This window comes from Herbaspirillum sp. YR522, assembly GCF_000282575.1.
Classification (GTDB): Bacteria; Pseudomonadota; Gammaproteobacteria; order Burkholderiales; family Burkholderiaceae_D; genus Herbaspirillum.
Genome location: NZ_AKJA01000158.1, coordinates 1 through 22559, shown reverse-complemented (window position 1 = coordinate 22559; position 22559 = coordinate 1). Strand labels below are relative to the sequence as shown.

Here is a 22559-nt window from a genome sequence, read left to right as displayed (position 1 = left end):
TGGTGCGCGAGGCGTTGTCGCGGCTGCAGGCCGCCGGCCTGGTGGCTACCCGGCACGGCATCGGCACCTTCGTGCTCGAGCCCCGACCGGCCCCCATGTTCCGGCTGGATCCGGCCGAACTGGAGACGTCCTTCGAAGTGCTGGCGATCCTCGAATTGCGCATCAGCCTGGAAACCGAGACCGCGGGGCTGGCCGCGGCCCGCCGCAGCGATGCGCACCTCCTGGCCATGCGGGCGGCGCTGGACGCCTTTGCCGACAACGTGAGCCGCAGCCAGAGCACGGTCGATCCCGATTTCCGTTTCCACCAGGAGATCGCCGAAGCCACCGGCAACCGCTACTTCGCCGACATCATCAATTATCTGGGCACCACCATCCTGCCGCGCACGCGGCTGCCCTCTTCGCGGCTGCCGGCGGACCAGTTGCGGCCATACCTGCAGCGGGTCAATCGCGAGCACGAGCAGATCTTCGATGCCATTGCCCGGCGTGACACCGACTTCGCCCGCGCGGCGATGCGCATCCATCTCACCAACAGCCGTGAAAGGCTGCGTCGGGCCCAGGATGCCAGCTAGCAGCCATGCATTTATTTTTCCACCACTGCGGGAGAGCGACACCAACCTTCATCCACTTGATTCACTTGCCACCGATCGAAGCTTATTTCTAATGTCAGTTTGCGCATCAGCCGCAAACAAGGAGACCGACAATGTTCAAGAATTTCACACTGATGTGTGGCGCACTGGCCTGCACCATGATGCTGTCGCAAGGTGCGGCTGCGGCCCCCAACGATACCCAGGCGGTGGAAGCTGCCGTCGAGAAACTGCGCGTGGTGATGGTCGATCCCGACCTCAAGCAGCTCGATGCGCTGACCTCCAAGGACCTGAGCTATGGTCACTCCAGCGGCAAGGTGCAGACCCAGGCCGAATTCATCGATGACCTCAAGACCGGTGCCTCCGACTTCGTCAACATCAAGCTGCTGGAGCAGACCGTGAAGGTGATCGGCGACACCGCGGTGGTGCGCCATACGCTCGACGCAGATACTAACGATTCGGGCAAACCCGGACACGTCACCATCAAGATCCTCCAGGTGTGGACCAAGCACCATGGACACTGGCAATTGCTGGCACGCCAGGCAGTGCGTGCACCGACCTGAGCCACACCCCCGATGCTGCAAACGAGCGTCGTTTGCAGCATTGTCCGCTTGCGCACACAAGCAACCTCACAATTCCTCATAAAAACGATTCCATTCGAACATCAATCCGGTCCTTCCTCGCGCCATTTCCGTCGCGCCAAGCCAAAAACTAAGGAAAATCCTCATGGTCGTGAGGGCTAACCTGCTTACAATTGTTCTCATCCGGAGCCGTCTACCACCTATGTGGCGAGATCCGGTCGCATACCGGGCAATTGAGACGTACCTACGGCACTTGGAAAACATCTCGCGCTGCCTGCCTTTTACTAACAAATCTAATCGGCATCAACGGAAATGAATTACTTGAGAACCTTGAAGATCGGCACCCAGCTAAGGCTGGGCTTCGGCATCCTGATCGTACTGATGCTGGTGCTGATCAGCTTTACCGTGATGCGCATGAACTCCATCTCGTCCACGATGAAGGCCCAGGAGTACATGCGCGACGTCGCGCTCGACCCCTTGTATGTAGCGCGTGAAGCGCTGGACCAGACGGGCCTGGCCGCGCGCAACGCATTCATCTTCCAGGACCAGGCCGACGCCTTGAAGGAACTGGAGATACTCGACCAGCAGAAGGCACTCTACCTGTCCACGCTCAAGGCGATGGAGCCGCATTTCGTGGGCAACCCGCAATTCGACAAGGTCAAGGGCGGGCTGCTGGAAATGGCTAACGAACTGAATCGTCCGCGCAAGTATCGCGAAGCCAACCAGATGGCCGAATACGGCACCTTCCTGGTCAAGGAATGCAGCCCGCTGCGGCGACGCATCGTGCAGGATATCGACGTCCTGCTCAAGGCGCAGGAAGAAAGGGACACCCGCGCGACGGCCCAGACCGAGGCCCTGTTCGACAACTCGCTGCGCCTGATCATGATCTGGGCCGCCGTGATCCTGGCGGTATCGGTGCTGACCGCATGGGTGATCCGCCGTGCCCTGCTCGGCCAGCTCGGAGGCGAGCCGCGCTACGCGGTGGAAATTGCCGGGCGCATCGCCCACGGTGAATTGTCGACTTCGGTCCATACCACCCGCGACGACGATTCGAGCCTGTTGTTCGAGATCCGCCTCATGCGCGACAAGCTGGCTTCGCTGGTGCACCAGGTGCGTGTGGGCACCCACACCATCGCCGGCGCCTCGGCCGAGATCGCCTCGGGCAACATGAATCTCTCGGAGCGTACCGAGCAACAGGCCGAGACCCTGGAGAAGACCGTGGCGGCGATGGAAGACCTGATTCGCACCGTACGCCAGAATGCCGACAATGCGCAGCAGGCCAACCAGTTGGCCAGCTCGGCCTCGGAAGTGGCCACCCGCGGTGGCGAGGTGGTTGGCCAGGTGGTGACCACCATGGGCGTGATCGACGACGCCTCGCGCAAGATCGTCGATATCATCAGCGTCATCGACGGCATCGCCTTCCAGACCAACATCCTGGCGCTCAATGCGGCAGTGGAAGCGGCGCGCGCCGGCGAACAGGGTCGCGGCTTCGCGGTGGTGGCCTCGGAGGTGCGCAGCCTGGCCCAGCGCTCGGCGTCGGCGGCCAAGGAAATCAAGGAATTGATCGACCACTCGGTGACCAGCGTGGCCGATGGCAGCCGCCTGGTGAGACAGGCCGGAGACACCATGGGCGACGTGGTGGCCAGCGTCAGGCGGGTCAGCGATATCGTGGCCGAGATCAGCCGCTCCAGTCACGCACAGACCACCGGCATCACTGCCGTCAACGAAGCCATCTCGTTGCTGGACCAGAATACGCAGCAGAACGCGGCGCTGGTCGAAGAGGCGGCCGCGGCGTCGCAATCGATGAGCCAGCAGGCCGAGTACCTGAGCGAACTGGTCGGCACCTTCAAGCTCAGCGAGCAGCAAATGGAGGGCAACGTGCTGGACAATGAAAGCACCCGCGAACCGCTGCTGCTGAACTGAGGCATGCAGTTGGCAAGCGAACGGCCCGCGCTGTCGACCGCGGGCCGTTTTTTTTTGCACGGAACCGGCACCGGCACGATGACTTCAATGACGCTTGCGTGTCGCTTCAGGCCAGCCCGTCAATGCTTCATCGCGCCTGGCCACTCTGCTCGTTCCAGCCTCCACCCAGCACCTTGTAGAGCGTGATGCGGTTGCTCTGCTCGGTCAGGCGCAATGCGATCAGCGTCTGCTGCGCGCTGTACAGCGAGCGCTGTGACACCAGCGTGGTGAGATAGCTGTCGACGCCATTGCGGTAACGGGCCTCGGACAACCTGTAGCTCTTCTCGTTGGCTGCCGTGACCCGCGACTGGGCCGTCAGGCGTTGATCCAGCGTGGCGCGCAGCGACAAGGCATCGGCCACTTCGCGAAACGCGGTCTGGATCGCCTTGTCGTAGTTGGCCACGTCGATGTCGCGGGTGATCCGGGCCGCATCGAGACTGGCCTGCAGGCTGCCGGCATTGAAGATCGGCAGCTTGATCGATGGTACGAAACTCCACGATGCGCTGCCGGCATCGAACAGCCCGCCCAGCGTGGGGCTGGCCGTGCCGCCGTTGGCGGTGAGCGAGATGCTGGGGAAGAAGGCCGCGCGCGCCGCACCGATGTCGGCATTGGCTGCCTTGAGTGTATGCTCGGCGGCCAGCACGTCGGGGCGTCGCAGCAACACTTCGGAAGGCAGACCGGCGGGCGTGGGCAACAATACACTGGCCGCGTCCGGCAGGCCCTGCGGCAGGCTCTGCTGGTCGATGTCGCCGCCCACCAGCAGGCGCAGGGCGTTGACGTCCTGCGCCACCTGCGCGGTATAGCGGGCCACATCGGCCCGGGCCGATTCGACCGTGGCTTCCTGGCTGGCCAGGTCGACCCCGGAGGTGGTGCCGATGTCGTGGCTGCGCTGGCTCAACTCATAGGTGCGCGACTGGCTTTGCAAGGTATTTTCGGCCAGCTTCTTCAGTTCCAGGTCCGAACCCAGGGTCAACCATGCCGTGGCGACTTCGGCCACCAGGCTGATGTGGGTGCTGCGCCGGGCCTCGACCTGGTAGCGATAGGTTTCCAGCGCGGCGTCGGAAAGGTTCTTGAGACGGCCGAAGAAATCGAGCTCGTAGGAAGAAATGCCGACCGTCACGCTTTGCTGGCGCGTCACGGTGGCCCGCCCGCTGGTGCTCAGGCTGGCCGGCGTGCGGCTGGCACTGCTGGTGCCGCTGACGTCGACCGCAGGAAAACGGTCGGCATCGGTGATGCGGTATTGCGCGCGCGCCTTCTCGACATTGAGTGCGGCCACTCGCAGGTCGCGGTTGTTCTGCAGCGCCTGCTCGATCACCTTCTGCAGCCGCGCATCGAGGAAGAACTGGCGCCAGCCGATGGCGTCGGCGGCGTTGGTCTGCTGCGCGCGTTCACCGCTGGCCGCCACGATCTGCTTGCCATCCACCTGTTGCGACCAGTCCGCCGGCACCGGCGCGGTGCCCTGCCGGTAGTCCGGCGCCAGGTTGGCGCAGCCGGCCAGCGCGGTGGTCACGGCCAGCGCCATGACGCAACGTTGCAACCGGGTCTTTTGCTTGGTTTGGAGCGCTTGCATCACACGCCCTCCTTCGACAGGGAATGATCGGCGCGGTCATCGCGGCCGGCCCGGGCCTTGGCGCGACGATCGAGCCAGCTACCGATCAGGAAATAGAACAGGGGCACGAAGAACAGGCCCAGTACGGTGGCCGTGGCCATGCCGCCCAGCACCCCGGTACCGATGGCGCGACGGCTGGCGGAACCGGCGCCGCTGGCGATGGCCAGGGGCAGCACGCCGAACATGAAGGCCAGCGAGGTCATCAGGATCGGACGCAGCCGCAACTGGACTGCTTCGAGCGTAGCGTCGCGCAGCGACTTGCCGGATTCGTGCAGCTGCTTGGCGAACTCCACGATCAGGATCGCGTTCTTGGCCGACAAGCCGACCGTGGTCAACAGGCCAACCTGGAAATAGACGTCGTTGGACATGCCGAACAGCCCCGTCAGCAGTACCGTGCCGACGATGCCCAGCGGTACCGCCAGGATCACCGCGAACGGCACCGACCAGCTCTCGTAGAGTGCGGCCAGGCACAGGAACACGAACAGGATCGAGATCGCATACAGCATCGGCGCCTGGTTGCCCGAGAGCCGCTCCTGGTAGGACGCGCCAGTCCATTCGAAACCCACGCCCGAAGGCAGGGCAGCGACCATGCGCTCGACTTCGCGCATGGCCGCGCCCGAGCTGACACCGCTGGCGGGCTCGCCGACGATCTCGAACGACGACACGCCGTTGTAGCGTTCCAGCAGCGATGGGCCGTAACTCCACTTGCTGCTCAGGAAGGCCGAGAACGGCACCATCTGGTCGGCCGAGTTGCGCACGTACCAGCGGTTGATATCCTCGGTCTGCATGCGGAAGGCCGAATCACCCTGCACATACACCTTCTTGACCCGGCCGTTGGACAGGAAGTCATTGACGTAGGTGCCACCCATGGCCGTGGCCAGCGTCGAGTTGATGTCGGCCGTGCTGATCGACAGGGCGTCGGCCTTGCGGTCGTCGATACTGACGCGCAGCTGCGGCGTATCGTCCAGGCCGGTAATGCGCACGTTGGCCAGCAAGGGGTTTTGCCGTGCCTGCTGCAGGAACTGGTCGCGGGCCTTGATCAGGGCGTCGTGACCGACGCCACCGACGTCCTTGAGCTCGACGTCGAAACCGGAGCTCTGGCCCAGGCCGCGCACCGCCGGCGGGTTCATCAGGAACACCCGTGCGCCGCGGATCTTGGACAGGTCGGCATTGGCCCGGCGCACCAGGGCGGTGGCACCCTGGCCGTCGCCGGTGCGTTCGCTCCAGTCCTTGAGCCGGATGAAGGCCCGCGCGCCGTTCTGGCTGTTGCCGCCGACACCGGCACCGACGATGGCCAGCACCGAATCGACCACCTCGGGCTTGTTCATGAAGTATTCCTGCACCGTCTTGACCACCGCCCCGGTCTGCTCGGCGGTGGCGCCGGTGGGCAACTGGATCTGCGCCATCAGCACGCCCTGGTCTTCCTCGGGCAGGAACGACGTCGGCAGCCGCATGAACATCACCGCCATGGCCGCCACGATCAGGGCATACATCAGCAGCCCGCGCTTGCCGCGCTTGAGCAGGCCGCCCACGCCACCGCGATAGCGCTCGGCATTGCGGTCGAAACTGCGATTGAACCAGGTAAAGAAGCGGCCCTGCCTGGCGTGGCCGGGCGCATGCGGCTTGAGCAGCGTGGCGCACAGCGCCGGCGTGAGCGTCAACGCCACCAGCACCGACAGCGCCATGGCCGAGACGATGGTGATCGAGAACTGGCGATAGATCACCCCGGTGGAGCCGCCGAAGAAAGCCATCGGGATGAACACCGCCGACAGCACCATGGCGATCCCGACCAGGGCGCCGGTGATTTCCTGCATCGACTTGCGGGTGGCGTCCTTGGGATCGAGTTTTTCCTCGGTCATCAACCGCTCGACGTTTTCCACCACCACGATGGCGTCGTCGACCAGCAGGCCGATGGCCAGCACCAGGCCGAACATGGTCAGCGTGTTGATCGAGTAACCGAACATGGCCAGGATGCCGAAGGTGCCCAGCAATACCACCGGCACCGTGATGGCCGGAATGAAGGTGGCCCGCAGGTTCTGCAGGAACAGGTACATGATCAGCACCACCAGCACGATGGCTTCGATCAGGGTCTTGACCACTTCTTCCAGCGACACCCGCACGAACGGCGTGGTGTCGTAGGCGATGTTGGTCTTGAGTCGCATCGACGCCGGGAAGTACGGTTCGAGTTCGGCCAGCTTCTTCTTGACCGCATCGGCCGTGTCGAGCGCGTTGGCACCGGTGGCCAGCTGGATCGCCAACGCCGAGGAAGGCTTGCCGTTCTGCTGCGAGGCGACCTGGTAGCTTTCGCCACCGACTTCCACCCGCGCTACGTCGGACAGCTTGACCACCGAGCCGTCGGCCGACGACTTGACGATGATGTTGCGGAACTCGGCCGCCGTGGTGAGCTTGCTGCGCGCCGTGATGGTGGCGTTGATCTGCTGCCCGGGCACGGCCGGCAGGGCACCGATCTCGCCGGCCGAGACCTCGGTGTTCTGGGCCGTGAGCGCGCTGGTGACGTCGGACGGCATCAACGCATATTTCTGCAGCTTGCTCGGGTCGAGCCAGATCCGCATGGCGTAGTTGGTGCCGAAGGCGGTGACGTCGCCTACCCCTTCGACGCGGCTGACCTGGTCGGTCAGCGTGCTGCTGATGAAGTCGCCGATATCGATGTTGGTGATGCGCGGGTCTTCCGAGGTCAGCGACACCACCATCAGGATATCGGTCGAGGCCTTGGTCACGGTGACGCCGTTGTTCTGCACGGCCTGCGGCAGGCGCGCGGTGACCTGTTGCAGCTTGTTCTGCACCTGCATCTGCGCCACGTCCGGATTGGTCCCGGCGACGAAGGTCAGGGCCACGGTGGCGGTGCCGGCCGAACTGGAACTGGCCGACATGTACTGCAGGTTGTCGAGGCCTTTCATCTGCTGCTCGATGACCTGGGTCACCGAGTCTTCCAGGGTCTTGGCCGAGGCGCCGGTGTAGGTGGCGCGGATATTGACCTTGGGCGGCGCGATGTCGGGATACTGCTCGAGCGAAAGCTGGCGGATGGACATCAGTCCGCCCAGCATGATGATGATGGCGATGACCCACGCGAAGATGGGCCGGTCGATGAAGAAACGTGCCATGTGCGCTCCTTACTTCACGCCGCTGGTGGCAGCGCCGGGTGCGTTGCCGGCGGTATTGCCGCCCAGCGACGGGTCGGCGGCGGCGGCCGCGGCTTCCTTGGCCAGGTCCTTCTGCAGCGTGTCGGTGACATCGATGGCGCGCGGGGTGTCGCCCGGACGCACCTTCTGCAGGCCATCGACGATCAGCTTGTCACCCTCCTGCAATCCCTTGGTGATCCACCAGCTGTTGCCGACCGCGCGCGCGGCCGTCAGGATGCGCTGCTCGACCTTGCCGGAGGCGCCGATCACCAGCGCCGTGGCCGCGCCCGTCTGGTCCCGGCTGACCGCCTTCTGCGGCACCAGCAATGCATGCTCGTCGACCCCTTCTTCCAGTACCGCACGTACGTACGAACCGGGCAGCAGGATGCCGTCCGGATTGGGCACCACCGCCCGCAGCGTGATCATGCCGGTGCCGGTATCGACCGACAGGCCGGTGAATTCGAGCTTGCCCTTGCGGTCGTAGGTCGAGCCGTCTTCCAGCAGGATCCTGACCTGGGCCGAATTGTCGCCGCTCTTCTTGATCTGGCCGCTGGCCAATTCGCGCCTCAGGCGCAGCAGGTCGACCGTGGACTGGGTCACGTCGACGTAGATCGGGTCGATCTGTTGCACCGTGGTCAGGGCCGTGGCCTGGCTGGCCGTCACCAGCGCGCCGGGGGTCACGCTGGACTTTTCGATGCGCCCGGAGATCGGCGACAGGATGCGGGTGAATTCGACATTGATGGCGGCCGTCTTGAGCGCCGCCTTCTGCACCTCGACATCGGCCTGGTTCTGGCGCAGCGTGCTCTGGGCGTCGTCATTGTCCTGCTTGGCGACGGCGTCGATCTTGTCCAGTTCGGCATAGCGCTGCGCCTTCAGGCGCGACGAGGCCAGCGTGGCCTCGGCCTTCTGCAGCGAGGCCCTGGCACTGTCGAGCGCGGCCTGGTAGGTAGACGGATCGATCTGGTACAGGGGCTGGCCGGCCTTGACGGTGGCGCCTTCCTTGAACAGCCGCTTCTGGATGATGCCGCCCACCTGGGGACGGATATCGGCTGCCAGGTAGGCCGTGGTGCGACCGGGCAACTCGGTGGTGACGGCCTGGCGCTGGGTCTTGACCACCACGTAGCCGATTTCGGCCTGCGCGGCGGCCGGTGCCTGGTTGCCCGACTTGGAGCAGGCCGCCAGCAGGAGCGCCAGCAACAGGGAGATGGCCAGGGAACCGGCGGTGGTATTCTTTTTGGGCATTGTCGTTGACTTTCTGCGCGGCGACCTGCTTGCCAAAATGGCAAGCGCCAGGCGCAATGAGCTATCGGACTGGCCAGGATAGGCCGCAAATGTGAAGCAAATTTGAGGACATTGTGCCTTGCAACAAAACACCCCCTATGCGGTTTATCTTGATACCCTGAGCGCCTGACCTTCCGTTCCAAGATCGGCATGACCGTACGCAAATCCCTTCCTGCCCCGCTGGCGGACCTGACCGACCGCTTCTTCTATCGCGCCAACATCCGCCTCAAGCTGTTCTACGCGATGCTGGCGTTGATCGTGGTGGTGATCGTGGCCATCAACAGCGCCGGCCACTACATCTTCACCCGCGATTTTCTCGGCTATCTCAACGAACAGGCCCAGGAGCGCATGGAGGACATGGTGCCGCGCCTGGAGCAGGCCTATCGCGACAACCACGGCAGCTGGGAATTCATCCGCGACAATCCGCGCACCTGGTTTGCGCTGATGAAGCCGGCCATCGTCGAGCACACCGGCGCCGGCCCGGCCCCCGGGCCCACCTTCACGCCCTCGGACCTGACCGGGGCGACCTTGCGCTTCACCCTGCTCGATACCCGACGCCAGTTCGTCATCGGTTATCCCAATGTCGGTGCCGACGCCAGGCTGCGCCCGCTGATGAGCAACGACACGCTGATCGGCTGGGTGGCCCAGACCCCGTTCGAGAGCGTCATCGGGGCGGTCGACCTGCGCTTCCAGCAGAGCCAGTTCCTGGCGCAGACGGCCATCGCGGTGATTGCCATCATGCTGGCCGCCTTCCTGGTGGTGCGGATCTCGGGCGTATTGCTCAAGCCGCTCTCGCGGGTGGCCAACGCCACCCACAAGCTGGCCGGCGGCGACTATGCCACGCGGGTCGAGGTCGCGTCGGGCGACGAGGTGGGACAGCTGGCGCATGACTTCAACCTGTTGGCCATGACGCTGGAGCGCAACGAGAAACTGCGACGCGAATTCATGGCCGATGTGTCGCACGAATTGCGTACGCCGCTGGGCATTCTCAACGGCCAGCTGGAAGCGCTCGAGGATGGCGTGCTGCAGGCCGACGAACACACCATCCGCTCGCTCAAGAGCGAGGTGGTGCATCTCAACAAGCTGGTGGGCGACCTGTACGACCTGTCGCTGGCCGACGCCGGCGCCCTGACCTATCGCAAGGACGATATCGACCTCGCGCCGTTGTTGCGCGATACGGTGCAGATGATCGAGGACCGCTATCGCAAGCGCGGCCTGCGCATCGAGGCCGACCTGCCCGCGTCCATGCCATTGCACGCCGATGGTGCCCGTCTGCAGCAGCTGTTCAACAACCTGTTCGAGAACAGCCTGCGCTACACCGACCAGGGCGGCCTGCTGCAATTGCACTGCCGGCTCGAGCAGCAGCAGTGGCAAGTGATCTTCGATGACAGCGCGCCGGGCGTGGAGGCGGCCGCGCTGGGACGATTGTTCGACCGCTTCTTCCGGGTCGAGGCATCCCGCAGCCGGGCCGGCGGCGGTGCCGGCCTGGGGCTGGCGATCTGCCGTCGCATCGTCGAGGCCCACCAGGGCAGTATCGCCGCGGCCGACTCGCCGCTGGGCGGGCTGCGCATCCGGGTCGCGCTGCCGGCCGGCTTCGCCCGGCCGGACCCGGAGCACACCCAGGAGAGTACGGCATGAGCCAGCCCGATTTCCAGTTCGTCCCTCCTTCGAGCGCCGACATCCTGATCGTGGAGGACGAACCCAAGATGGCCGAACTGCTGCAGAAATACCTGGCTGCGGCCGGCTATCGCTCGCGCCATGTCGAGCACGGGGATGCGGCGCTGCCGGCGGTACGCCAGCAACGTCCCGACCTGATCCTGCTCGACATCATGCTGCCCGGGCGCAGCGGCTGGGAGATCTGCCGCGAGCTGCGCGAGTTCTCGGACGTGCCGGTGCTGATGCTGACGGCGCGGGTGGAAGAGGAAGACCGCCTGCGCGGACTCGAGCTGGGTGCCGACGACTACATCTGCAAGACGCCCTTCAGCCCGCGCGAGATCGTGGCGCGGGTCAAGGCCATGCTGCGCCGTAACAGCCGCAGCCAGCCGCCCGGCGCACCATTGCCGGCGCCGGCCACGCTGGCCATCGATGACGCCCGCCACCAGGCCAGCATCGCCGGCGAGAACCTGGGGCTCACGCCGCTGGAATTCAGGCTGCTCAAGACCTTCGCCAGCGCGCCGGGGATGGTGTTCTCGCGCGACCAGCTGCTCAACCACCTGCACGACGAGAACCGGGCCGTCACCGACCGCGCCGTCGACACCCATATCAAGAACCTGCGCCGCAAGCTCGAGCCGTTCTTCCCCGGGCATAACGTGATCCAGGCCGTATATGGCGTGGGCTACAGCTTCGAGTTGCCACGGCGGCCGTGACTGCCGTGCTCCGGCCTCATGGGCTGGCCATCGCTGCGCGCGGCGCCGGGGGCGCAATGCGCTGGTCGCCGTTGCCGAACAGGGGACTGGCCAGCATCGCCGCCAGGGCCTGCGGAGCCAGCAGGTTCCAGTGGCCGTGATGGGCATAGTGATACACCGCCTCGCCGCCCAAGGCCATGGTATCGCTGCCGCCCCGATGGTGATGCGTCAGCGCCGCGTTCACCGACCACAGGTCGAGCCCGGGCAGGGTGTCGCGCGCACGGTCGTATTGCGCCACCACGCCATTGAAATCGAACACGGCGAGCTTGCGTTGCCGCACGATATCGTCGCCGCCGGCACGGTAGTCGTCGGTGGTGTCGAGCACCAGTTGCAGCAGGGTATTGCCCGGCGGCACCGGGTCGCCGTACCAGTTCTCGAAACGCATGCTGTCGCCTGGGCCCATGTCCAGCACCAGGTCGGCGCCTGCCCGGCGCAAGGCCAGCTGATCGCTGCGCACGCCCCCCAATGACAGCGTCGGCCCCTGCGCCGGCCGGGTATCGGCGCCGCCGGGGACGGTGGCCGCATCGAACGCGATGGTGTCGTGGCCATCGCCACGGTTGAAGACGACGATGTCGGCCTGCCTGCCGTGCACCAGCCGGTCGCTACCGGCGCCGCCTGCCAGCAGGTCGTGGCCGGCGCCACCGACGATGGTGTCGTCGCCCTCGCCCCCGGCAAGCAGGTCGTTGCCGGCATGTCCCCATATGCCGTCGGCGCCGGCCAGGCCATCCAGGATGTCGTGGACATCGGCGCGCAGGGCGTCGCCCTGCCACCATTGCGTGCCGCCCTTGCCATGCAACAGGTCGTCGCCGACGGTGGCAACGGCCAGCGAGCGTCGCTCCAGTTCCTGGATACTCCAGCGCTGGCCATCGGCGAATGCGACCGCATCGACATACGATCGATCGCCATTGAAGAGATCCTTGAGGATCAATCGATCGTCTGCATTGCCGATGCCCAGCTGCAGGTCGTCGCCATCGCGCAGCAGCGCGACGTGGTCCGTCGCGATCCCGGCGGCGACTTCGATGGTGTTGCCGCCGGACAGGCGGCCATCGCTTTCGTCGACCGTGTCGATGCCGATGCCGGGCGCGAGATAGTAGGTGTCGCTGCCGGGCCCGCCCTGCAGCAAATCATTGCCGAGCCCGCCTACGAGCAGGTCGCGTCCCAGGCCACCGTAGAGCAGGTCGTTGCCGCGTCCGCCGTAGAGTCGATCGTCGCCGGCGCCGCCTTCGATCAGGTCGTTGCCGCTACCGCCCAGCAGCAGGTCATCGCCGGGGCCGCCGTCGAGATAGTCCGCCCCCTTGCCGCCGTCGACGACGTCGTTGCCCGAGCCACCATGGATGATGTCGGCCTGGGCGCCGCCGGCGATGCGATCGTTGCCCGGGCCGCCGAACATGTTGTCGCGACCGTCGTGGCCATTGAGGATATCGTCGCCGCCAAAGCCGCGCATCCAGTCGTCGTCAAGCGAGCCCTGCAGCACATCGGCGGTGTCGTCATAGCCATATACGCCGCCGCTGAGCGCCCGTTCGAACAGGTTGCGGTAGACGAACCGGCCATCGACCAGCTGCGCACGCACGCGCTGGCGAATGGCGGCGTTATCCCACACGGTACCATCGGCAAATTCGATGCGCGCCCGGTCGAAGCCACGCCGCACCCGCATCAAGCCGGGCTCATCGCCGGACACCAGCAGGATCAGGTCCTGGTAGTCGCGCAGCAGCGTGAGATCGTCCGGGGCGATCCCGGCGTCGACCTTGATCATATCGATGCCCTGGGTCCACCGTGGCGCCGGCCTGACGATGTCGATGCGCCCGCCCCGCTTCATGGTGATGGTATCGGGCTCGGGCATGCCATAGGCGTAGATGCTGTCGAGGCGCTTGCGCTGGCCGGGCGGATCGGGCTGCCCTTGCGCGTGGGCTTGCTGCTGCGAGGCGATGGCGGCAGCCCAGCCCCGTCCGAAACGCAGGTCCGTGGCAAGGGCTGGCTGGGTGGCGACCCGGGCCTCGATGGCGGCGACATCCCACAGCGATCCATCGTCGAACCGTACCTGTTCGATGCGAAATCGCGCGGGTCCGAACCAGTTCGCCACGCGTATCCCGCTGGTGGTATGCCGGATGCGCAGCAGCAGGTCGTCGTCATCGCGCATGACTTCGATATCGTCCGGCTGCAGCGCCGTGGTGACCTCGATGGTGTCGACATTGCCGGCACCGGGGTCTTCGTCGTAGACGTAGTCCTGGCCCATCCCGCGGCGCAGCTCGTAGGTATCGCTGCCGATGCCACCGACCAGCACGTCGTTGCCGAAGCCGCCATACAGGAGGTCGTCACCGGGTCCACCCACCAGCCGGTCATTGCCGCGCCCGCCGTGCAGCGTGTCGTCGCCGGCGCCACCGTCGATACTGTCGTCACCCTTGAAGCCGTTGAGGACGTTGTTGCCCGCATTGCCGATGAGGCGGTCGTTTCCGGTATTGCCACTGCCGTAGAGCGCAGCGTTGCCGGTCAATTCGAGCCGCTCGACGTGTTTGCCCAACTTGGTGCTGACCGAGGCGCGAATGGTGTCGCGGCCCTGGTCCTGTCTTTCGATGACGGCGCTGTGCTCGTCGCCGACGATATAAGTGTCGTCGCCCCTGCCGCCGACGAGCCACTCGCGACCCGGCTGGCCGACCAGGATGTCGGCGCCGTCGGTGCCGACCTGCTGGCGCACGCCCGACGCCGGGGGCGACCCATCCGGTACCGGGGGGACGACTGGTGGGACGCCGGCGGCGGACGATGCGGTTTGTTCCGCCAGGACGCCCGGCCCGTTAGCGGCCAGCGGATCGGGGTGTTGTTGCGTTGGATGCTCCATGATGGTCGTGCTCCATGATTGGTCATTGACATGCACCTGCCAGCTGCCAGGCGCGCGGCAAGCGTTTCATTACCGCATGTCCATGGTGGCGCCACCCCGATCGCAACGACATCAACGATGCACGAGAAACGGTAACGATGCCCACGCAGATGCGTCAGCGAGGTGCGCGGGTGCAAGCAGGCGCCGGGCGCACCTCAACCATAGAAATAACCGTTGGGCCGGGTTTCGCTGGCAATCAGCTTGTCGACGCCGCCGAAGCCAAATTGGTTGACGGCATACAGGGCCATCTGGGGATCCATCCCGCGCCAGTCGCCCTGGGTGGCGTAGCGATAGGCCAGTTCCCCGCCGTAGGCGGTGGTATCGCTGCTGTTCAAATGAAATTCGGCCAGCGCCGCCGCCACCGACCAGTGGTCCAGCGTGGGCTCGGCTTGCCGCGCCTGGTCGAACTTCTCGACCAGGCCGTGGAAATCGAACCAGGCGACCTTCTTGCCATACATCGGATCGGCCGATCCGGCCTGGTAGGCGTCGGTAGTCTCGGTGACGAACTGCAGGCGCTGGACGATCTTTCCCTCTTCATTGCGAAAGGGCACGCTCTTGTTCCACAGGTGGTACCAATCGCCCAGGCGAATGCTGTCGTCGTGTCCCAGCCCGACTATCAGGTCGTCCCCGTGCCGCGACAGCGTCAGGTCCTGGTAGCCGATGCCGCCCAGCGACAGGGTGCCGCCCTGGTGGCCGGCCTGGACCGAATAGCGCTCGAAGTGATAGCGCGTCTCGATGTTGTCGCGGCCATCGCCCCGATTGAAGGCAATCACGTCGGCTTCCCGGCAGCCGTAGAGGAGGTCATCGCCGCGCCCGCCGATGAGCAGGTCGCGCCCGGCATCACCACGCAGGATATCGTCGCCGTCGCCACCGTCGAGCAGGTCGTTGGCGCCGTAGCCGTACAACTCGTCGTTGCCGCCCAGGCCTTGCATGATGTCGGTGCCCGACACATCGGTGATATAGACGCTCTTGGGGCGATGCTGGCTGAATTCGATGAACCAGTCGGTGCCGTACAGGATGTCGGCCGCTTCGGTCGCGGTGGCGGTGCGGGACCGCCGTTCCAGCTCGCGAAAGTCCCACCGGGTGCCATCGGCAAAATCCATCGCGGTGATCGGCTCGAACGGAGCGGAAAACATGCTGTTGATCTTCATCCGGTCGTCGGTGCCGGCAATGTCCAGGTACAGGTGATGCCGGTCACGCGAAAACAGCAGGTCGTCCGGCGCCACGCCATCGAGTACCTGGATGACGTTGGCGGCATCGTCGCGACGGTTGCTGTCGAACACGGTGTCGCGGCCCATGCCGCGGTACAGCAGGTAGCGGTCGCTGCCTTTTCCACCGTCGAGCAAGTCGTCGCCGGCACCGCCGTCGAGTACATCGTCGTCGTCCTCGCCGTAGAGCTTGTCCTTGCCGGCACCACCGATGAGCCGGTCGTTGCCGCCACCCCCGTACAAGGTGTCGTTGCCGTCGCCGCCGTCGAGATGGTCTTCGCCCTGCAAGCCGAACATCACGTCGCGGTGATAGCCGCCGAGGAACACATCGGCAGTGTCGTCGTAGCCACGCCAGCGGTTGAATCCGGACGCTTCACCAAGGTACCCGGTCATCGCCACCCCTCGCTCCACACCGGGCTTGATGTTCTCGCGCACGGCGGCGTTGTCCCATACGTCGCCGTCGGCGAAGTCGATGCGCACCCGGTCCTGCCCCCGGACCAGCATGATCGCGTTCCTTTGATCCGAACCCGGACCCAGGCGCACCTCGAGATTGGTATCGGCATCGTTGCGTCCATGGCAGCGCGCCAGCGACAGGTCTTGCCCGCCATGCCCGGCACCGATCTTGACGGTGTCGATGCCGGCAGTGACCCGGTAGTAGCTGGCGGCCAGGTAGTGCCGGCGCGCGGCATGGGTCAGCAGCGGCACGGTGTCCTGCACCGGGGCGCCGTAGGCATAGATGGAGTCGCGACTGATGACTTCATAATCCTGCAGCGAGGTCGCCCTGAAATCGGGCTGTTCGGCGCGCGCGGCCATGATGGCCGTGCTCCAGGACTTGCCGAACGACAGTTCGTCGGCGGCCGCAGGGCGGCACAGCGTCGACAATGCCGTGCCGTCCCACACGGTGCCATCGGCCAGTTGCACCTGCGCGATCCGGTGCCGGCCGTCTGCGAACCAGTTTCCGATACGCATGCCTTCGTCATTGCCGATGACCAGCAACAAGTCATTGCCGTCGCGGCGCACGGCGATGTCGGCCGCCGCCAGCCCGGGGCCGGCCAGGATGCGGTCGGCGCGTGCGGATGCATCGTCCTCTTCCCAGACGTAATCCTGGCCCATGCCGCGCGCGAGCAGATAGGTATCGTCGCCGGACTCGCCGATGAGCACATCGTTGCCGGCACCGCCGTCGAGCAGGTCGTTGCCGGCCGCGCCGACGATGCGGTCGTCGCCGGCACCACCGTACAGGCGGTCATCCCCGGCGCCGCCATCGATGCTGTCGCTGCCGAACCCGCCCAGCAGGCGGTTGGCGGCGGCGTTGCCGATGATGCGATTGTCGAGGTCGTTGCCACAGCCATCGATGGCATCGCTGCCGCTCAGCTCCAGCCGTTCGACATGATCGCCGAGCACGAACGAGACCGATGAGCGCACGCTGTCGCGCCCCTCTGCCTCATGCTCGATGACGCGATCGCCAGGATCGTCGACGATATAGACATCGTCGCCGGCGCTGCCGGCCATCACGTCGGCACCGGCCCCGCCATCGATCAGGTTGTCGCCGATATCGCCATCGATGGCGTTGTCCAGCGCATTGCCGGTGGCGCGTGCGTTGCCGTACGAATAATCGGTCAGGTACCAGGGCGCCCGGCCACCGTGACGCGACAGCAGGGTCAGCGCCTCGACGTGCGCGGCCAGGGTATGGCTCACGCTGGAGCGCACCCGGTCATAGCCGCCGCTGGCCTGTTCGATGACGACGTCGCCCATGTCGTCGACGATATAGGTGTCGTCTCCCCTGCCGCCCAGCATCCGGTCTGCCCCACGCCCGCCGTCCAGCGTATTGGCCCCGTCGTCGCCGGTGACGATGTCGTCGCGTATCGTTGCGCGCAGTACCGGGCCAGGTGAGCGCAAGGGCGAGGCGGCCTGGTCGCTGAAGATGAAGTGCTCACCCCGGAGTTGCCCGGCGTCGACGCCCTCGAGGGTGAAGTATTGCGTGCCCGGTGCAGCCGGCCCCAGCCAGACACGCAGGTAGCGCTGGCCGCCGTACTGCACGACGGAGAAGTCGAGATCATCCAGGCCACCCACCCCGACGATCTGCGACAGGTCGATCTTCTCGTCGGGATTGCCGATGTCGAAATCGGCGATCAGGTTCTTCATCAGTCCGTACGACACCCGGTCGCCCCGATCGGCGGCAATCACGAAGCGATCGTTGCCATGACCGCCCTCGGCCCTGGCATCGGGCGGCCGGTCGCCTTCGATGCGGATGCGACGCGACGTATGGAGCGTGCCGATCTGCGCATGACCGGCCAGCGCATCGTCACCTTCGAGGTGCAGCACATCGTCGCCCTCGCCACCAAACAGCATGTCCCGGCCGGCGCCGCCGTGCAGGATGTCGTCGCCACCACCACCGTAGAGCTTGTCGTCGCCGGCGTCACCGAACAGCACATCGTTACCGCCAACCGGACCGGCACCGGGTGCCGAAGGCGTCGGATCGCCATGCAGCACATCATTGCCGGCGCCGCCGTGCATGACATCGCGGCCCGAGGCACCAACGGCCCGGTCGGCCGCGTCGCCCAGCCAGAACGTGCCGCTGCTGGCGGCCACGATATCGTCCTCGGCGTCGCTGCCCCAATGCAACCTGCCGGCCGCGACCACCTCGCGCGCCTGGATGCCGCCGGCCACGGTCAGGCTGTGCTTGTAGCCCAGCCCGAACAGCAGCCCGCCGATCCAGCTGCCCGACATCTGGCCCGGATAGGTATCGACGTTCTTGAGCACGATTCGCCGACCACCGTTGTGGATAAGCAGCACCGCGTCGTCGCCTTCGGTCTCGATATCGATCTGGTGCAGCATCGACGCCGGGGAAAAGCCCGACATCAGCAACTTGTCCTGGCCCAATGTGAAGTCGGTGATGACATCATCGGGCGCCTTGGCATCCCAGGGCTGCTTGCCGCCCAGCGCGATGACGAAGACGTCGCGCCCGGCGCCACCACTGACAGTACTGCCACCGTCGCGACTGACGAAGATCACATCGTCACCTGCGCCGCCGGAGATCACATCGCTGCCGCGACCGCCGACCAGCAGGTTGGCATGCTGGTTGCCGATCAGCGCGTCGTCGAATTCACCGCCGATGACAGCGTCGATCTCGCCCGGATACGCGATCGCCAGTGCCTGGCCGGCCACATCGGCCTGCCCCTGCATCAGGTCGACCAGGCTGCCGCTGCCCAGGGCGGCCAGGTTGATGGTGTCGTGGCCACCGTTGCGCCCTGCCAGCAGGTTGCGTCCGTCCTGCGTGGACAGCTGCGCGAAGGCATCCGTGTAGATATAGTGATCGTCGGCACTGGCGGCGATGCCATGGGCATCGAGGCTCCATTCGTGCAATACGCCGGTCGCGCCGCCGACGGCGTCGCTGAGCTCCAGGATCCAGGTGCCGGCCGCCTTCTCGCCGCGCAGGCGCGCGCTGGTGAAGACATGGTCGAGTGAGTCGGCGTGGTAGAACGCGCCGTCGCCAAGCTCCTCCGGCCCGCCGTGCGGTGGCTTGCCCGGACGGTCCATCAGTATCGAGTCGGTTCCTGTGGGCGATATCAGCCGGATCGTCAGGTCACCCGGCCTGGCATGGCTGATCCTGAGACGCACCTCGACATACTCGATCAACAGGTCGGCTGCAGGCAGTTCCGGCATGGCCAGCTGCATACGATGCCGCAGCGGCGCCCCACCATCCGGTATGGCCAGGTCGATGGCGCCCGATTGGACCGGCGCGGCCGCGGATACCTCGTTGCCCGCCGTCTGCTGCGTGATCCAGCTTTCTGCCAGGCGCACCGCGGCGCGGGCATCGACCTCCCCATAGCCGAAGTCGTGGCTGACCAGCATGCCACCGCCATTCCAGTTGCCGGCGCCATTGACCTGCCAGTCGGCACCGTCTTGCCCGACCCTGCGCGCCGTCAGCGCCAGGATCTGCTGCACATCGCGATAGCCCAGCGCCGGATTGGCCTCCAGCATCAGCGCCACGACCCCGCTGACGATGGGCGCGGCGAAGCTGGTCCCGCTGACGATCACATCGGGCGCGCCAATACCTGGCGTCAGGTCAGTGCCGGGCGCGCTGACCAGCACGCTGGCACCAGGGGTGGAGAAACGCTGTGCCGCGACCTGGTCCACCCCATGCTGCGCCAGCGCCGCCACCGCGATGGCGAAGCGGCAATTGCCCATGCTGCTGTAGTTGGTGTTGTCGCCCTCGAGTCGCTCGTTGCCGCCGGAGGTGACGATCACCGTGCCCAGCCCGCGGCGGCCACGACCTGCGGCATCGGCGAATGCCGAGGGCAATCCATTGGCCTGCGGAGAGCGGGTAAGAAACAGGAAACGCCCGTCCGGCCCCCAACTGTTGTTGGCAATGTCGTAGTGGCGCATTGCCTGCAGGATCGACGAATGCTCGCTGTCGACCCAATGACCACCGAGCGTGGCGCCCGGGGCTACACCGACACCGGCCTCGCCGTTGCGCGCGGCCGCCATGATGGCCGCCACGACCGTGGCATGCAGGCTGGGCTGGTCGCCGTCGGAGCCCCCGCGCTGACCGGCTGCGGCGTTGGCATACCAGGCGTGGTCAAGGTTGGCCGCCAGTTCACGCTCCCGCAGGTCCAGGATATGCCGGCCGTTGGCTTCGTCGCCTCCCGGTTCGAACTGGCCTATCGTGACGCCACGACCGATGTAGTCGCGCCAGACCGGCAGCACGTTGGCCTGTTGCAGATGCCATTGCCGCGTCAGCAATGGGTCTTGCGGTAAATCATCGCTGTGCAGGTACACCCGCGCCGGCGCCTCTGCGCGGCTACCCTGCAGGCCACGCACCCGGTATCCAAAGGACATGACGCCGGTAAAGCCGGCGTCCGGATCGAACAACACATCGCCGGCCTCGGTGATGCGGGCGCTGCCACCGACCACATCGGTGACGGCATCGATGCGCAAACCCTTGCCTTGCCAATCGATATCATTGGCGAGCAACTGGCCCGCCGCGATCAGGTGCGGCCCGCGTCGCGTCAAGGGCCGCCGGGAGGCGTCGGACCTGATCACGTCGTCCACCGGGTGTGGCAACGCGGCGCCGACATCAGCGCCGGGAAGAGACACTTGCCCATCGGCGAACATGGCTGTTGCGACATTACTCAAGAAACCGATGCCATCCCGTCCCGGGACCCGGTCGATGACCCATACCCCCCCGATGGTGGCGGTGAATCGATATTGCGCCATTTCGCCGGACAACCTGAAGATATCGCCGTTACCCGTGCCCGTGCCCGTGTCATTGCCACTGCCGTTGCCGTTGCCGTTGCCGTTGCCGTTGCCGTTGCCATTGCCATTGCCATTGCCATTGCCATTGCCATTGCCATTGCCATTGCCATTGCCATTGCCATTGCCGGTGCCATTGCCATTGCCATTGCCATTGCCATTGCCATTGCCGGTGCCGGTGCCGTTGCCATTGCCGGTGCCGTTGCCGTTGCCGGTACCGGCGCCATCGATGATGGCATCACCGGGCGGTCCGAAGATGACCTGGGTGCCGGCACTGACTTGGTGCGCCACAGGCGGCGCGGCATCTTGCTGCTCTTTCGTGACCATGCTGTTACTCCCGGAGTTGATCTGGATGGATGATGGGCGGTCGTCGCCGCGGGCAGGTGTTGCGCATGGCCAAGGCGGTCATTGCCGCGAGTACCACGCAAGTTTCGACCCGATGGATAACGGCTTGTCGAACGGAATGTGCAAGACGTCGACGTCTGACGTCGTGACGATGCGCAAGGCATTCATCTTGTCGCTCAAATCAGCGGCGAAGAATCGTGCCCTGGCGAGAACCAGCGCCAACTGCTTGCAAGAAAATACGAGATTTGCCGCTGGCATCGGCGCATACGACGCGCTGGCGATGCACGCGCCAGGGTCGGCCAAAAGACACCGGCCTCGGCACGACGGCATGCACGGTGACAGTGTTGAATCTAGCGTTCACGACCGTATTCGTGCAGCGTCTTCTGGATCGGCGACAACAGGTATTGCAGCACGGTGCGACGGCCAAGGTGGATCTCGGCCGTCACCTGCATGCCTGCCAGCAGCGCATGCTGCTTGCCGCCGACCACCTGCAGGGTCTGGCGGTCGAGTCGCACGCGCGCCTTGTAGGGCGGCAGTCCAGCCTCGTCTTCCTGCTGCTGGCTGGCATCGGCTCCGATATGCAGCACCCGGCCTTGCATCATGCCGTAGCGCTGGAACGGAAAGGCAGCCAGCTTGACTTGCACATGCTGCCCTTGGCTGACCAGGCCGACATCTTCGTTGCGTACCCTTACGTCGGCATACAGCGGCTCGTCGGCCGGCACCATGGTCAGCAGGATATCGCCCGGCTGCACCACCGCGCCCACGGTGGTGGTGGCCAGGTCCTTGATGACGCCGTTCTCGGGCGCCCTGAGTTCCATCAGGCCTTCGCGATAGGTGCTCTTTTCCAGGTCGGGCTGCAATTGCGCAATGCGCGCGCGGATCGCCGCCTGCTCTTCTTCGAGTTCACGCCGGTAATTGCTCTGGCTATGCGCCAGGCGACGCGACTGCGCCTGGACGGCGGCTTCCAGCGCCGACACCATGGCGCGCTGGGCTTCCAGCTCGCCGCGCTTTTCGGTGGCATCGCGCTGGCGTTCGCTGGCCGCCAGCGCGCTGGCAAAGCCTTCACGCCGCAAGGCCTCGAAGGCGCGCGCCGAGTCCTCGTAGGCCGGCAGTGTCTGTTCGAGCTTGCGCTGCTGGCGCAGCGCGCTGTCGTGTTCATGCCGGGCGCGGCGCAACATCGAGCGTTCCTGCTCGAGATTGTCCAGATGCGCGCTGGCGCGTGCCGCGTATTGTTGCTGCACGTGCTCGAACAGCTCGGCGTCATCGCTGCCACGGCGCAGCATGGGACGCTGCGCCAACTCGGCGGCTACCCGCCGCAG

At 65.7% G+C, this 22559-nt stretch carries 11 protein-coding genes; 5 read left to right on the top strand and 6 right to left on the bottom strand.

The genetic code is table 11. From position 1 onward, the window contains the following. The 3 genes from PMI40_RS22235 to PMI40_RS22225 all read left to right on the top strand — a co-directional run. A partial coding sequence (locus tag PMI40_RS22235; RefSeq protein ID WP_040502700.1) for a FadR/GntR family transcriptional regulator occupies nucleotides 1–569 on the top strand: 569 nt, incomplete at its 5' end. A gap of 131 nt (nucleotides 570–700) precedes the next feature. Beyond that, nucleotides 701–1147: a nuclear transport factor 2 family protein gene (locus PMI40_RS22230; RefSeq protein WP_008120164.1), complete on the top strand. Its 447-nt coding sequence runs from the start codon at nucleotides 701–703 to the stop codon at nucleotides 1145–1147. A 330-nt stretch (nucleotides 1148–1477) separates the two neighbouring features. Then, a complete protein-coding gene (locus PMI40_RS22225; protein WP_008120162.1) occupies nucleotides 1478–3088 on the top strand; it encodes a methyl-accepting chemotaxis protein in 1611 nt (536 codons plus the stop codon). A 127-nt stretch (nucleotides 3089–3215) separates the two neighbouring features. On the opposite strand, the gene PMI40_RS22220 is transcribed toward PMI40_RS22225, so the two are convergent. From PMI40_RS22220 to PMI40_RS22210, 3 genes are read right to left on the bottom strand one after another with little or no spacing between them, the layout of a single operon-like run. Further along, nucleotides 3216–4697, bottom strand: coding sequence for an efflux transporter outer membrane subunit (locus tag PMI40_RS22220; protein WP_008120160.1), 1482 nt, complete (start codon nucleotides 4695–4697; stop codon nucleotides 3216–3218). After that, nucleotides 4697–7858: an efflux RND transporter permease subunit gene (locus tag PMI40_RS22215; protein ID WP_008120159.1), complete on the bottom strand. Its 3162-nt coding sequence runs from the start codon at nucleotides 7856–7858 to the stop codon at nucleotides 4697–4699. Before PMI40_RS22215 ends, PMI40_RS22220 begins: the two co-directional genes overlap by 1 nt. A 9-nt stretch (nucleotides 7859–7867) precedes the next feature. After that, complete coding sequence (locus PMI40_RS22210; protein ID WP_008120157.1) at nucleotides 7868–9118, bottom strand: efflux RND transporter periplasmic adaptor subunit; 1251 nt, start codon at nucleotides 9116–9118, stop codon at nucleotides 7868–7870. Nucleotides 9119–9307: 189 nt separating this feature from the next. On the opposite strand from PMI40_RS22210, the gene PMI40_RS22205 reads away from it, so the two are divergent. Beyond that, nucleotides 9308–10795, top strand: a complete 1488-nt coding sequence (locus PMI40_RS22205; protein WP_008120155.1) for an ATP-binding protein — start codon at nucleotides 9308–9310, stop codon at nucleotides 10793–10795. Beyond that, nucleotides 10792–11523 carry a response regulator gene (locus tag PMI40_RS22200; RefSeq protein ID WP_008120153.1) on the top strand — a complete coding sequence of 244 codons (732 nt, stop codon included), beginning with the start codon at nucleotides 10792–10794 and terminating at the stop codon, nucleotides 11521–11523. Before PMI40_RS22205 ends, PMI40_RS22200 begins: the two co-directional genes overlap by 4 nt. A gap of 16 nt (nucleotides 11524–11539) precedes the next feature. Here the strand turns inward: PMI40_RS22200 and PMI40_RS22195 are convergent, their stop codons facing one another. The 3 genes from PMI40_RS22195 to PMI40_RS22175 all read right to left on the bottom strand — a co-directional run. Beyond that, nucleotides 11540–14254, bottom strand: a complete 2715-nt coding sequence (locus PMI40_RS22195; protein ID WP_051001872.1) for a calcium-binding protein — start codon at nucleotides 14252–14254, stop codon at nucleotides 11540–11542. Between the two features lie 335 nt (nucleotides 14255–14589). Beyond that, on the bottom strand, nucleotides 14590–21222 hold the full coding sequence (locus tag PMI40_RS23050; RefSeq protein WP_008120149.1) for a S8 family serine peptidase: 6633 nt from the start codon (nucleotides 21220–21222) through the stop codon (nucleotides 14590–14592). A 368-nt stretch (nucleotides 21223–21590) separates the two neighbouring features. After that, nucleotides 21591–22559 (bottom strand): HlyD family type I secretion periplasmic adaptor subunit (locus tag PMI40_RS22175; protein WP_040502694.1); only part of this gene is annotated, 969 nt, incomplete at its 5' end.